Origin of the sequence: Flavobacterium reichenbachii (genome assembly GCF_002217435.1) — a bacterium.
GTDB classification, from domain to species: Bacteria; Bacteroidota; Bacteroidia; order Flavobacteriales; family Flavobacteriaceae; genus Flavobacterium; species Flavobacterium reichenbachii.
The window spans coordinates 1-14,785 of record NZ_MUHF01000029.1 but is presented as its reverse complement, the minus strand read 5'-3'; the positions used below and the strand labels follow the sequence as shown (position 1 = coordinate 14,785).

The 14,785-nt window shown below is 31.5% G+C and carries 11 protein-coding genes and 1 pseudogene; 2 read left to right on the top strand and 10 right to left on the bottom strand.

Annotated elements, in window-relative coordinates; translation table 11 throughout:
• Nucleotides 1-210: 210 nt before the first annotated feature.
• Entirely contained in the window at nucleotides 211-462 is a 252-nt protein-coding gene (locus B0A68_RS21140) for a hypothetical protein (RefSeq protein WP_035690099.1), read from the bottom strand.
• 237 nt (nucleotides 463-699) lie between these two features.
• Between B0A68_RS21140 and B0A68_RS21135 the strand changes: the two genes are divergently transcribed.
• Nucleotides 700-981, top strand: a complete 282-nt coding sequence (locus B0A68_RS21135) for a hypothetical protein (protein WP_035689938.1) — start codon at nucleotides 700-702, stop codon at nucleotides 979-981.
• Between the two features lie 158 nt (nucleotides 982-1,139).
• Here B0A68_RS21135 and B0A68_RS21130 read toward each other — a convergent pair whose 3' ends face one another.
• Both B0A68_RS21130 and B0A68_RS21125 read right to left on the bottom strand, forming a co-directional pair.
• Nucleotides 1,140-1,802 carry a hypothetical protein gene (locus B0A68_RS21130; RefSeq protein ID WP_035689937.1) on the bottom strand — a complete coding sequence of 221 codons (663 nt, stop codon included), beginning with the start codon at nucleotides 1,800-1,802 and terminating at the stop codon, nucleotides 1,140-1,142.
• A gap of 315 nt (nucleotides 1,803-2,117) precedes the next feature.
• Entirely contained in the window at nucleotides 2,118-2,603 is a 486-nt protein-coding gene (locus B0A68_RS21125; RefSeq protein WP_123947537.1) for a hypothetical protein, read from the bottom strand.
• A 464-nt stretch (nucleotides 2,604-3,067) separates the two neighbouring features.
• Between B0A68_RS21125 and B0A68_RS21120 the strand changes: the two genes are divergently transcribed.
• Nucleotides 3,068-3,682: a hypothetical protein gene (locus B0A68_RS21120; protein ID WP_035689934.1), complete on the top strand. Its 615-nt coding sequence runs from the start codon at nucleotides 3,068-3,070 to the stop codon at nucleotides 3,680-3,682.
• Between the two features lie 282 nt (nucleotides 3,683-3,964).
• Here the strand turns inward: B0A68_RS21120 and B0A68_RS21115 are convergent, their stop codons facing one another.
• The 7 genes and pseudogenes from B0A68_RS21115 to B0A68_RS21085 form a co-directional block, all read right to left on the bottom strand.
• A complete protein-coding gene (locus tag B0A68_RS21115) occupies nucleotides 3,965-4,147 on the bottom strand; it encodes a hypothetical protein (protein WP_035689932.1) in 183 nt (60 codons plus the stop codon).
• Between the two features lie 706 nt (nucleotides 4,148-4,853).
• Nucleotides 4,854-5,396, bottom strand: a complete 543-nt coding sequence (locus B0A68_RS21110; RefSeq protein WP_035689930.1) for a hypothetical protein — start codon at nucleotides 5,394-5,396, stop codon at nucleotides 4,854-4,856.
• Nucleotides 5,397-5,622: 226 nt separating this feature from the next.
• Nucleotides 5,623-6,165 carry a hypothetical protein gene (locus tag B0A68_RS21105; protein ID WP_035689929.1) on the bottom strand — a complete coding sequence of 181 codons (543 nt, stop codon included), beginning with the start codon at nucleotides 6,163-6,165 and terminating at the stop codon, nucleotides 5,623-5,625.
• Nucleotides 6,166-6,217: 52 nt separating this feature from the next.
• Nucleotides 6,218-6,373 (bottom strand): annotated as a pseudogene (locus B0A68_RS24890) (IS1/IS1595 family N-terminal zinc-binding domain-containing protein); the annotation flags it as partial.
• Between the two features lie 336 nt (nucleotides 6,374-6,709).
• Nucleotides 6,710-7,273: a hypothetical protein gene (locus B0A68_RS21095; RefSeq protein ID WP_035689927.1), complete on the bottom strand. Its 564-nt coding sequence runs from the start codon at nucleotides 7,271-7,273 to the stop codon at nucleotides 6,710-6,712.
• A gap of 1 nt (nucleotide 7,274) precedes the next feature.
• A complete protein-coding gene (locus tag B0A68_RS21090) occupies nucleotides 7,275-10,874 on the bottom strand; it encodes a DUF6443 domain-containing protein (protein ID WP_240475342.1) in 3,600 nt (1,199 codons plus the stop codon).
• A gap of 12 nt (nucleotides 10,875-10,886) precedes the next feature.
• Nucleotides 10,887-14,180 (bottom strand): hypothetical protein, encoded by a 3,294-nt coding sequence (locus B0A68_RS21085; protein ID WP_035689925.1) that lies wholly within the window; start codon nucleotides 14,178-14,180, stop codon nucleotides 10,887-10,889.
• Nucleotides 14,181-14,785 lie beyond the last annotated feature (605 nt).

The window sequence follows — 14,785 nt, the reverse complement described above, 5'->3', positions numbered from 1 at the left end:
AAGATATTATAAATATCTGAAAATACAACACTTACCCAAAAAAAATATGGTCTAAATCTAAAATTCTTCTTTTAAGTTTAATTTAATTATAACTTTTTAACTATGATTCGCTCTTCTAATAACATAGTTAAATCGCACAAATTTGCTTAAATAAACAAGCCCGGCGGTTATTAACCGTCGGGCTTGCTTGTTAAGTGTTTACTCTAAATTTTAAGATGGTTTAAAAGAAATGGTATCCGATAGATTTTCTGCATGAATGAATGATGCAATGTATTGCTGTACTTCATTTCGATGTTCGGCAGGGGTTTCAAATGTATTAAGGTGAAACTCATCATCCTGATCAACGATGTGGATAATTTCTGTATAGCCTTTTGAAATCAGGTTACCTTTTAATTTAATTACAGTGAGCTGTTGGCGAGGATTCAAATCTTTTCTCACTCTTAATTGTATAGCTTTTTCCATTGTTAAAGATTTGTGGTTGTACATTTAGTTTATTCTTAATCAAATTTATATATTAAAATCTTGCCTTTATGGCTGCAATGTGTTAAATGTTAGACCCGGATGAGAATTTAGCAGCATTGTAACAAAATTGTATAAAACATGGATTTGCAAAACACATTATATTTATTCTAGTATTCAAATTATTCTACTATCGAAAATTAAATACAATTTTGAAGAAGTTAATCTAAATCTATTTATATGATATTAAAAAACTACATAAACGATTCTTATCAGGATTCTAATGAGTCAGACGTATATAATGATCCGACAGTCGAAGTAACTTCGTACGAAGAACAGCTTTTATTGCAATATGATGATTATCTGAAAACTGGTTTTTCAAATCCATCGTTTGCTTCTAAACAGTATGATTATTCTTTACAAACTAAATTGGAAGAAGAGGAAGATGATGATGCCACAGAAGATCAAGACGAAGAACCAGATCCTGAAACTTTTTCTGATGATGGTCTTAAAGTAGATTAGCTTCTATTTATTTTTCGATGCTTTTTGTATTTTAGCACAAGATGACGGCGGCATATGGAAGAAAAACTGACTGTTTAATATAAATTTTACTGTAAAACTATCAAACTATTTAGGGGATTCAATGGATCCGTGTGGGAGCCTGGATAGTTTTTTATATACTAAAACCTAAACTGACTACAATCATCTTTAAAACCAGTTGCACATGCACCGCTCATATTTAAAGATTCAAAAGTAAAAGGTTGTTCTATTCCAAAGTCTTTCTTTATTTGTTCTAATATATTTTTTAAAACATTCCGGTTATATGCTGCATATTCTTTGCCTAATAAAGGTTTGTTAGGCTGGTCTAGCACTTCATCAACTCCTGCCCATATCTGTTCTGAAAAAACATTTATATGCATCCATAATGATAACGAAATACTGCTTGTCGGATAATCATCAGCTGTTAATAAAAAACTAATACCTTCTTTAATAACATGCTTTTCCTTTCCTTCAAGGCATACATCAAAATAATAATCAGCCAAGGTAGATTCTATACTGTCCTCAATGACTTCAAGATTATTCAACCATAAATCAAAGTCTTCTTCGTACGCTACCCATGTTGCGTAATCGTTTGTTTTTATACGCCTCATGTCGGACATTAATAATTTGGGTGGTTTTCCTGAGATACTCAACATTTTCTTTAATAAATTAATCATTGAAACAGATGTTAAGTCTTCTTTATCAATAGAAAAACTGCCTGTCCAATCACCAACAATTCTCCCATAAGGACTTACTTTTTTGATGTGATCTTCTACATCTTTAGAAATCTTAAATGTTATCATCTTTTTATTTTTTAGAACCTTTTATTGACATACTGCAATTTGTACAATGTACTATAATTTCTTCAATGGTATTTAAGTGATGAATTGGTAGCGAATTTCATTTTTTCATTATATCAGATTTCGCTGTATCAGTTACTTCAATATAAACAGAAATGTTTTTCTGTTATTAAATACACACTGCTCAAGCTTCTACCTAGTGAACGTAATCAAAAAAACATTCAGTAAAAGGAATGGTATTTGGATTTTATACTGTTATTACGTTTTTAGCGAAAGTGTCTTTTAACAAAGAAAACTTCACGGATAATATTCTAAAAATCAAATTCCTTGAATTACTTTAAAATTATCAACATCAATTTTATTAGATTCAGGATCAAACATTTTTACTTTTATATTGCGGTTTTTTAAAATCAAATAATTATCATATTCCTTTACAAATTTATTATCATTATTTTTTTTATGGTATTTGATTAAAATCACTGCTAATCCATAGCCTTCATTGTCCAATTTAATATTTTTATCTATTATTAAACTTTGCCATAACATAGATTTATTTGTATGTCTCAAAACAATTCCATCCTTAATGTTAAATTTATTTATGTCTTTAAAATTGGTTTTATTCTTTTCAATTAATAAAGGGTAAAATTCTAAATATCTTATAGAACCTGTTGAATTGGGCGTAAATCGAATAACTCCATACCCCTCATAGCTCTCTACCAAGTTAATAACTTCCTTTACTCCATTTTTATCTGAACATCCTGTAAATACCACACTAATTGTAAAAAAAAATATAACTAGTCTCATAATCCTGTTTTTAATTCTTATCTGATTGTTTAGTCTGATAGCTCAAATGTAACGATAGCGCGGAAATCCCTCTATACCCGCAAAGCATTCAATCGTAAATGCTGTGCAAATGTCTGTGAATTTGTGCCATTCTAAAAAATATTTCTAAACGATCTAAATGTATATAATCTAGTTTAGACTGCATAAAATTTCTTGATTATCTTCTCCTTCAAAACATAATTTTTAACTTACTTTGTATTAAAAAACTAAATCACTATGCATTGAAACTAGAGAGTGATTTAGGTTGACACTGGAAGAATTTCCACGCTATAGTTACCTAATATATTTGAGAGATAGTATTTTTATATTCCTTGTCGAGTCTCTTTGCGGGCACGGAAAGAATTTCCGCGCTATCTTTGTTTTATCCGAGACATCGGGACGATACAGATACAGAATAGTAAAAAAATTTGCAATGTAAATATCATATGACAAGATCACGAAAATATAATTTAATATCTCAAAAATTTATTTCCAAATATGAGGATATTCCGCTGATTAGACAGAACAATAAAACGGATAAAAAATGTAATGTTTCTGTTGAGGTTTTTGATACAGATTATTTGAAGTTTTTTTTTGAAACGTTTGATGTTTATAATTTGTATGCTATTTTTATTTTAGATTCTGCTGTTGTTTTTCCTGATCCAGATTTTAGTCATGTTTCAAAATATAATCGCTGGAATAAGAATATTGTAATTGCTAAAATCGATTTTAATTTCTTTAAAGACATTAATTACAATTCTAGACGCGAAATCGAGAAACCATTTTTTTTTCGATCAGATAGTTTTGAAGAATTAAATATAAACGAGATTTTGAATGAATGTTTATATGAAAGAGAATTGGTTATGGGAGATTTTAGAAAAAATATTGTAACAGTTGATCCTTTACAATTATTAAACAATAAGCTAATTAAAGCCTTTTCAGAATTTTATGTTGATCGTACAGAAGCTTTTATAGAAAAAGTTTTGCATCTAAAAGATTACATCCTAGATGAAAATCGAGATTATATATCAAAAATAGAAATCAGCTTAATTAATGATTAAGTCCGCTTTTTTGAAATATTTATTCCCCCGATCGCTCGGATATGTGCAACGATATCGCGGAAATTCTTTCCGTGCCCGCAAAGTATTCAATCGTAAATCGCTACGTAAATGCCTTTGAATTTTTGCAATACTATATATATATATAATTATTGTACGATTTTAAAATCTAGAATGTTTATAGTACAGAATTTAAATGTATATAATCACTTTAAACTACGTAAATTTATAGTGGGAATTTGATTAAAAAAATGGATGGAAAAGTTTTGTAACTTACAACTGAGTTCACAGTAAGATGACCGCACCAGCGTGGTTTGTTATTGTTTCATATCCCGAAATCCCCCCTTGAATTAATCCATTTTCATCTAAAACAGCATCTGTAAGATTAGCTCCATTATCGATTGCATTTTGACCTTTTGCTAATCCTGAAGTATTTCTCCATGCTCCTTTTAGATTACCACCAGACATACTTCCTTGTATCCACCCAGAAATGCCATCAATCAAAGGCGCATACTCATCCGATGGCGCGGATATGCGAAACGATAGCGCGGAAATTCTTCCCGTGCCCGCAAAGTATTCTATCGTAAATCGCTGTGCAAATGTCTGTGAATTTGTGCAATACTAAAAAATTTTTCTAAACGATCTAAATGTATATAATCTAGTTTAGACTGCATAAAATTTCTTGATTATCTTTTCCTTCAAACATAATTTTTAACTTACTTTGTATTAAAAAACTAAATCACTATGCACTGAAACTAGAGAGTGGTTTAGTTTGACACTGGAAGAATTTCCACTCTATAGTACCTAATATATTTGAGAGATAGTATTTTTATATTCCTTGTCGAGTCTCTTTGCGGACACGGAAAGAATTTCCGCGCTATCGCTGTCTATATATCCGAGACATCGGGTTTAGTAAAAGCTTTGGATATACTCATGAGGTCTGAATACTCTTCAGATTATGTACCTAATCAATTGGAAAAGAAAAGAAAAAAGAGAAAGAAAAAGGGGCTTTCTCAATAATCGAAAAAATGAGTATATTTTTAAAACAATATTAAATTTGATTTAAACCCAGTTAACTTAGTGCAAACTATTTTTGTATTTGACAAGTAAAAACTAAAAGGATGAGCTATTAGCTCATCCTTTTCTGTTGCTGGTAATTATCAAAAATAAAAATTTATAGATTTTTATTTATCAAAACATATTTTCCTGAATCATCATTTTGCATTACATAATAATTATTTTTAAAAAAGAAAAACATAAGACTTTGCTTCTCATTGAGACTTAAACCACTTATTATATAGTACTTATTTTTACTATTACTCTTTTCGCAATATGTTTTTATTAAATAATCTAATCCCTTATTATCATAATTATGTAGTAATTTTTCACTTAATGTAAAACTATATTCAGAATTTTTAAGCAGATCTGATTTAGATAATAAATCCTCGTTTATGGCTTTAATTAAAAAACTATCAAAATCTTTATAATCTTTATAATTTCTATTATTTATTTCATACAATTGTCTAAGACTAGTTGAATAAACAGTATCATTTTTATCAATTAAAATCTTTAAGGACTCATTGTGCAATGGTAAATTAAAATCAACATCATTTGATAAACTTTCAATAAATTTTTCATCATTTGATAACTCTTTGTTACACGAATAGAACAAAAAAGCTAAAATGATAGTCAGTAATTTGTACTTAATTTTTATCATCCTTTAATTGGTTTTTTAAATTGTTTATTATTTGGTGGATTTGCTAATTTCAAAGGGTCTATTTTTTGCCTTTCCTCGACGAAGTGCGTTTTATCCGTAATGGAATGGCCTTTTTTTTATATTATAAATTCGTAACGAAGTGACTTTTTTTGTTTTACATTTTGGGTACAAAGTCAGGACAAATTTTTAATTTTCATAGGAACTTTGGAGAATAAGGATAGATTAATCACTTATTATCCTTATTCAAATTATTCACGTAATAGCCACCTAAATGGTCATCAAATATAATCCCAAATCCACTTTCAAAAAGAAAATAACCTACATTTTCGATTTCCTCCCATTCTAGCTTACTATTTATAAAATATTTATTCTTGTAACCACTTGTAACAGTATATTTCTTTAGGAATTCATCTTTTTCTAATTTTAAAAAATCATTATTAATTTTCTTATCAATTTTAAAGCATTTGTGATTTATTGAATCAATTTTCATAGATTTTTTTTGATTTAAAATATCATTAAAAAATTCTTCATAATTGGATGCTTTACTATCACCTTTGTATGCATGGTAAATTTCAAATGATTCAACTAAATATATATGCTCGTCTTCACTTTTAGCAAAGAAAATATATCCGTTTTTTCCGATTTGCTCACTTTTTTCATTTTTTATTCCATATATTTTATAATAATCTACCTCTATTTCTTTCGAACAGGATGTAATTATTGTAAACAATAATAAAATTCTAGTCAATATTAAATGCCTTGCCTCCATAAGTAGTTCTCTTTGGTAAATTAATTAATTTTCTTGCTCTATTTTCAAAATTTGTATAACTTTCTATAAAACGGTGACAGTACATTTTACAGTAGTACTGCTGTTTATAATTTTTAGTCCTCACATTTTTGATAACCTTTTTCTCGTTACATTTTGGACAATTTACATCATCACTAACTTTGGAACACCATATCGAATTTTTATTCATTTTAACAAATTTAAGGCAATAATAAAACAAAAAAGATGAGCATCACTGCTCATCTTAAAATTATTTATTGGTCTCAGATTCGGGTTTAAAACCCTGCAATTTATTGCAGTACTTTAGTAATGCGAAAAAATATAATCATTTGACTTTTTAGTATTGATAGAAGTTTTCAAAGTTGAGAGACCTTCAGTCTCTCGTCAATCAAACCTCTGCACTTTCAGTGCAGAGTGGTTTAGTTCTAAATTTGTTCAATTTCAAAAGGTTAGAAATCTAAAATCTTATATCACTAACTTTTAAACACTACAAATCTGTAACACTACCCATCGACAAAAGCATTTCCTATTTGTAGAATAATTGTTTTCTGCTTACTATGTAATAGTTCCCTCTAATGTCGTCAATTTTTATATGGTACTTATTTTTAAATAAATAATAAGAAACTGTAATTTGCTGATTGTGATTTAAGTTGTCTTTTTTTAAAATATAGTTTTCATCTTTTGAGGTTGAAAATGTGGTGAAATCTTTAAAAAAAGCATTAAAATCCCTCTGCTGGTATATTTTTTTTATACTATCATTAAGGGAAAAAATTTCATATTGAGTTTTCGAAAAATTTGCTTCATGTAACTCAATTTCATTATTTAATATATCGTTTAAAAAAAGCCCAAAGTTGTCATAAGACTTTGTATAATACATCTTATATATATAGGCTAAATTTGAAGAATTTGTTTCTATTATCATGTTATTATCTGTTGAAACAAAAAGTGGAACAGTACTATACAATGATATCGGCTTTGTATAATCTTCTGATAATTTATTTATAAGATCAGGTTCGAAGTTGCTATCCTTCCTTGTACAGAAGGCAAAACTTCCAATCAAAATAATCAAAATTATGTATCTGAAATTCATATTAATATTTATTATTTGGTGGATTATCTAAATATCTTTTAGGAATTTCACCACCATATCGATGGCGAAGCATCCTATCTGCTTTCTTCATTTTATTTTCTTCTTTTCTTGCAAGGTTTTCAAAAAATACTGCTCGTTGTTCTTCGGGATTATCTTTATCATGATTCCCTGTACTATCTTTCTGGTTTCCTATATCTTTATTATATGCATGACCTAATTCATGTACTACAACTTCAAATATAGTCCAGTCCACTTGATCCTTTTCAGAATAACTAAGTCCTTTCTCAGAAAAATCATAGTCAATTAAACTTCCAACCTTTCCACTTTTTCCTTTAGAATCTACATCCTCTGGAATACCAAATCCTACAGTTACATTCTCACTTCCTTCTCTTACATAATGTTCTCTAGGACTATTAGCCAATGTATGCAAAGCATTAATTAGCTTAGCATTTTTTGAACTTTCAATTCGTCTGTATGCTGTTAAAACTTTATACATTGTTGGGCTAACACTTTCTTTTCCTGGATTATATCTTTTACCCAAATGATCCCCCCTTGCATCAGACTGATAAAAATTACCTTTTTTATAAGTATAGTGTCTATCATTAGTTCCGTTTGTTCCTGGCACGACAAAAATTATATCTTTCCCGTCTGGATCAATATTTACCATTGGATTATTAGCAACATAATTATAAGCACTTAAATTAAAATATTTTTCACCTTTAGGATCAATATTCATCCAACGACCAAGTGCAGGGTCATAATTACGTGCCCCATAGTCGTAAAACCCAAGCCCCAGCTCGTCTTGAAGTTCTTTTCCGTTGTACTTATACTTATTTTCTACCCCTATTTTAACATTATTATACCCTTGATGTTTCAAACCAAAAGGATAATAATTGCTTTCTTCCTGAATGACAAGTGTTTTGTCATAACTCAAACGAACATTGCCAAGATGATCCTTGTACTGGTAAACGTACTTATAAGAACTTCCCGAAGGTTCTGCATATCCCTCTGCTGTCGGCAAAAACTTTAATGTGCCGTTGTCATACTGATAACCTCCCAGATAATCTGTTTTTACAGAATCAACTCCTGTTTTATTGACGATTTTTTGTACTTTCTGTCCTGATGCAGTATAAAGATATACAATATTTCCTGCAGCGGCAAAAGTTATTTTTACAGGCAGGTTTAAATGATTGTAAGTAATAGAGGTGATATTTTTATTGGCATCAGAAATCATATTTCCGTTAAGGTCATAGCTGTAATCATCTCCTGTATTTGTTCCGTCAATAAAACCTTCGGTTTTATTACTGCTGTCGGATACCTTTAGCAGCTTATTGCTGTTGCTGCTGTTTGCATATGTGTAGGCTAAAGCATCAATCGGCGTGGCAGTTTCACTGTTTCCATTACGGGTAAGATTTAATATGTTTCCGTTTTTATCATAAGATAACACTTCATTATAAGCATTGCTGAATGTTTCGGCCTTTTTGAAGACACCTTCCCTTAAGCGGTTCAGATTGTCGTATTTATAACCGTATGACCTTATTATGCCGTTGTCTGAATTTGTTGCCCAATAGGTTTCAGAAATGTTTCCGTTGTACAAAGGTTTTACATCTGCAATTCCAGATGCTGCAGTATTGTAGTTAATTTTAAAAGCAAATAAATCTTTGGGGTCTCCAGATTTTAGAAGCGAAGCAGGATCATTAATTCCCGTCAGCCATCCCCGCACATTATAGGTATAATTGATGTTCTGCGCCGGCGCTGTTTCTGTATTTCCTACTTTTTTGGAAATCAGCTGGCCCAGTTCATCATAAGTATTACTGGCAGTTAACTCAATGGGACCCTGGTTTATCTGATGGGTCTGGGTCAGTAAACGATCCTGTGCAGAATAAGTAAAAGCATCTTTTACTGTAAGCTCTGCATCTGTGCTGAGTCTTTTATGACGGGTGATGCTATATTGTGTTTTGCCTGTAAAGTCAAGTTTACTGTCTGTATAAGTATAACCGCCCAGATAGTTTGTATTATATATTCTTACAGGTCTTGCTTTTTGATCATAAAATGTTGCGGAAGTTTCTCCCAAAACTACTGTACTTGAAGAAAGGACTCTTGTCCATGAAGCTGTGGCCAGACCTTTTACCTGTGCCGCTGTCAGGACATCCTGCGCTTCTACAGAAGCCGGCACTGTAATCTGCGGCGTACTGGGAAAAGTATAGTTGTCGTAATAATTAACAGTAAGCAGTTTAAAACTAGCCGGCGATACGGTATTGCTGTAATAAGCCGCAATGCCGTCTATGGTGCCGCTGTTTTGTCTGGTTTCATTTAAAAGGGCCGGATCTGCATTGTTCTGAGCGGTCTGAAGTGCTGTTCTTCCGGCAGCATCTGCAGGCTGTGCGGTCATCCAGCCGGTATATACCGGACGGCTGAAAACATCATATTTTGTAATAATCCACCCGGCAGTGCTTAAATCTGAAAATGGAGAATTGGCAGGTCCTGTGGCCACAACCCTGTCCAGTTTATCATAAACGATAAATTCCCACTGCTTGCCGGGCAGTTTTTTCTCTACTAACCGATTGCGGTCGTCGTATTTATATTGATAACATAAGTTATCCAGAACAGATTGATTTCCATTTGTTACTATCAGTGCACTAAAAGTACTGCCTGCCTGTGCATGAAATCCTTCTTTTAATGTAATAGAATTGGAAGCCGTTAAATGCAGTACGTTAGCGGGAGCTGTTACGGCTGTTGAAGTTATATCTGAAGGCAGAACTGCAGAATCATCTATTAAATCAACTGCCTTTGGCGGAATTACATAGGTAAGGTTTCCATATATATCATAGACATAATAGGTGTCGTGCTTCACCTGCTCATTATAAGTTCTTTTTAAAATCACCTGTCCTTCCTTGTTTTTAAACTCAACAGTAGACCCATTGATTTCAAGGGGAGCAGACGCGGTATTTTCATCATAGGTAATAGTTTTATAAAGCTCATTTGCATTATAATATCCATTATTTAAGAAAGAAATTTTGTATAGTTTTGATTCGGAATTCCAATTTGTACTGGCGCTGAATAGTTTTACTTCATTGGTCACATTGGACTGATAAGCAATTTTTATTTCATGACCGGATCCTAATCTCCAATCGTTGCCCGGGGCAGCTTGTTTTAAAATACGGTTAAGCGGTGATGCTTCAAATTCCTTTTTGCTTAAAGGAAAATTTGTAGCATCAAGGGCAGGGTTTCCGTTGACTGCCGAATTTGGTGTTCCATAATAGGATAAAACTTTTGTCTTAACTGCAGGATCAAAAGTCATATCGGCGGTTTCTGCTTTAAAAGGCAGATATTCTTCGGCTTGACGTCCAAAAGCATCGTATTCGATATGGGTAATAATATCTTTTCCTGACTGGGACTGTTGTCCTTCAACCTGCTGTACTGGCCTTCCCAGCCCGTCAAAATAAGTGGTTTTCTGCGTCGCTTGTGTACTGGCGGGTGCAGGTATTTGTGCGGTAGTGGCTGTCTTATAAGTAACCGTTTTAATGTAATTTTCGGTTTTTGTCTGCGCAATTACCATAAATGGAAACAGAACAAAAAGAAGTCTTACTATGTTTTTCATGATAATTTTGGCTTATTGTTTATAGTTATATTGGTTCTCTGACAGGATATTTTGGTCTTTATCCTTAACAAATTCAAGTCTTCCTAAACTATCATAGGTGTAAGTTATTTTGTCTCCTTTGGGATCTGTAATGGTGCTTATCCCAACAAGCGGAATATGGGTGTAAGTGGTTATCATGGCATTGACCAAATCATTTCTCATTGTATTTAAGGCAGAAATTAGATTAATTTCTGTTCCTGTATCTGAAAGGCTTTGAAGATTTTGTACATAAGATGTGATCTCACTATAGGATGCATTTTCGACTTTTGCAATTGGCTGTGTTTTATTATATCCCCAAATGATAGATACTGGCATGCCGTTTTCAAGTGAGTATTGAACAATATTTCCCTTATCATCATATTGATCATAGGTTATTTTTTTATCCAGATTTACATTTATTTCATCTGCGCCTTTGTTTGAATAAACATATCTGGGAAGAAGCAGATTACTTGTTGCAGAACTTTTATCGTAAACTGATACTTGTTCTGATAATTTTGCAACCCCATTATACTTTTGGGTTCTTAAAGGAATACCAATCATATTTTTAGTTATCATTTCTGACACAAAAGGCAAACCACTTACTTCAATATCTGTAGGATAAAAATATTTTGTTTCAAAAGTCTCCCCTTTTGAATTTATAGTAGTTTGAGAACTTAATTGTAAATGAGTCTGATTGTTATAGTTATAATTATTAGTTGTAATAACTGGATTTGATCCATTCAAATCATATATTTCTTCAGTAGTCATTTTCAAATAATACCATCGCGAACGCATTGTATACTTTGTAATATCGTAGCCTCTGATTTTATCCTCATAAGTCCAAGTTCCACCAGAAAACATATCCCTTTGATTGATATTATATCCATAACGCTCTTTATTCAAAACAGGATTTACAGCATAATAATTACTTATTTTTTTTGTTGTGGTGTAAGCACCTTCATTCTTTAAAAAATATTGCGTCTCAATTTCATCACCAGTATTAAATGTTGTACTGAGAGGGGTACCAGGAACATAGTACCCTTGCAATCGCACAGCATTTTCTACTGGGGCAATAATAAATTTATGCGAGATACCACCTGCTCCAAAGTTTTCTCCAATACTTTCAATTACAGAAGTATAACCAATATGACTATTTTGTTTAGTGTATAAAGAATATAAAGTACTAGAAGACAGCGAAAGAATATCGCTTACTTTAAAGGAATAATTTGAGTCGCCAGAGAAAGAGCTGCCACTAAAATCATGGAATGTTTTTAATGTAATAGATGGTATTGGAGCCTCTACAATACCGCTTGAACAGGTTAAGCAGGAAAGTGTGCCATAATAATAATCCTTTATTTCTTGTTTGCCATCATTTGCAACAGCTTTAATTCGAGCTAATCTTTGCCCGCCGACTTCTGTATTTATATTTTCAGTTATCGGAGCTTGTTCGTAAAATGAAGTGCTGAAGTCACCTCTTACACATTCAAAAGGAACACTTACTTTAAATCGATATCTCTTTCCTTTTTTTAGATTAATATAGCGCTGCCCAGTAAGTCCAGAAGGCAAAGAACTGCTAATGTCATAAATAAAATTACCGTTTACACTTATGCTGTAAAAACCTTCATTTGCGGCAGGTATTTTAAATACGTCAGATCCTTCGTCTGCAACTTCTGCGGTTAAAGTTGCTCTAATAAGGTCACTAGGCCAAGAATCTTCTTCCCAGCAAGTCGTTGTCCCAGCACTAAAATACAGTGGTGTTCTTTCCTGATCGTATGGAATTTTTTCTGTTGTAACAGTCTCGCTTCTTGCATGCTGAATATCAGTGTTAGATATGCTTATAGTATATCCTTTCTTATTTCCATAATTTAATCGTGTTCCGTAATAAGAATGTGGTTCATAAGTTAATTCATTATATCCTCCTGTTGGATACGTAATTATTTTTAAAAGTCCATTTTTACTGTAAAGACCACTTGGTTTTTTATTTCCTCCAACATTACTGAATAGGTTTTTAAGAACTGAAGGCGAAAAAGTATTGCCTACAAAAAAATAATCATCATTACTTACTAAATAAGAATTACCAACAGCTCCATTAAAATAACCCCAATAATCTTGTACATAAGAAAATCTTGGAGGAATTTTATCATAATCATAATATGCAAATTTATATGGTGGATTACTTTTTCCATTATTTACTTCTGTAATGCTTGATAGAAATAATCTTTGCCCGTATTGAAGTTCATACGGTATATGAGGATTTTTGTATTCATTTACTAATGAACTTGTAATAATATCGTAACCTAATACAAATTTTTTGATTTTATTTCCAACAAAATCTTCAATTTCAACGCTTTCAACTTTTTTTGTATTAGAAATATTATCTCTAACAGAATATATAAAACTGATTTTCCCTGAATTTGATGTAATAGAACTTAAAGATACTCCTAAAACTCTTGATTCCGTTATTACTAGATTTTGTCCTGCATATGAGCCGCCTGAAGATGGACCTCTAGTCACTGTCTGTGATAAGCCTGCGTCATAGGAATAATTTGAATCTTCATAATTAAATGTAACAACATCACCAGAATTAGGATTCTCAATTTTACTTAAATACCAGCTGCTTGCTTCTTCGCCAGTCCATGTATTATGACCTGCCAATTTGCTTCGACACATTGTTTTCTCTGTAGAATCTGCATCGCCAAACCAATAAATAACTCCATTGGGGTCTGTAATTTTAAATGCATACGTACCAAATGGTGTGTTAACTATTTTGATTGGAGAAGGTTTTGTTAATACTGGATTTTTATTTTCATCTAAATAAAATGTACCAGAAAAACCATTAAAATTAAAAGAATACAAATCAGCCATTGTATCAAATCCATCATTTGGATTTGTGGCATTTCGTAGATACGCTAGTGTTTCTTCATTATAATTAGAAAAATTTGGAACTGCAGGTGTAATATTTTCATCTCCATCATCCATAATAGTTCGAGTAATAACACCGCCTGAATTTAAAACCCATCCTAACCCTACATCAGATGCCATTTCATCAACTCTTATACCATTTGAGCTATAGCTCAGAGATATAGGAACATTTATTTTTCCTGTTTTGAAATCATATAATGGTATACTAATCTGTGGTGTACCTGTAAATAATCCCACTGGCACCTCTCCATAATTCCCTAGAGAAGCGGCGTTAGGAGAAGGAGGTATAATATTGGGTAAATCTTGGGCATTACAATACACAAAGCTTAAGGCAAAATGTATAAAGAGTGATATTTTATTTTTCATAAATTAATAAATGATTATATCATTAGGTTTTTGGGGATATGGTAAAACTATTTTATTTTTTATTATCAAGAAGTAATACCTACTGTCTATTAAACAGTCTAAATAACTTTAGAAGGCTATGTTTTACAGTAGTTTTATATTGATTGAAAGATCCACAGGGTTATCAGCAAACTGTTTCAAAAGATGAACTTGTGGAGATTTAAGATTATTCTCTGTCGCAGTAAAAGGACTGGCAATTGTTTGTGAATAATTTTTTATTGGTGAAAATAAAATAAGTAAAACTAGAATGTATCTGGTCATGAATTTTAATTTATTTAGAAATTGAGATGTATGAATTAGTTTCAAAATAAGGTTAAATATTAAAATTAATTTTAATGAATAGACATTAAATAATTGCAAATTACTTTTAGAATTCTAAGAGTAAAAAATTGCGTACTTCTATTCTATTTGAGCAAAATAGAAAAGAGATTAAGCTGTAAATAAGACAGGTAACTTATTATCGAGAAGTAAAAATTTTTCTTAAAACTTAAGTTGTTTAATAGTAATGTTTTATTCATTCGCTTTTATTTATAAATGGATTCTAATAAATTTGATTTTTTAGTAAT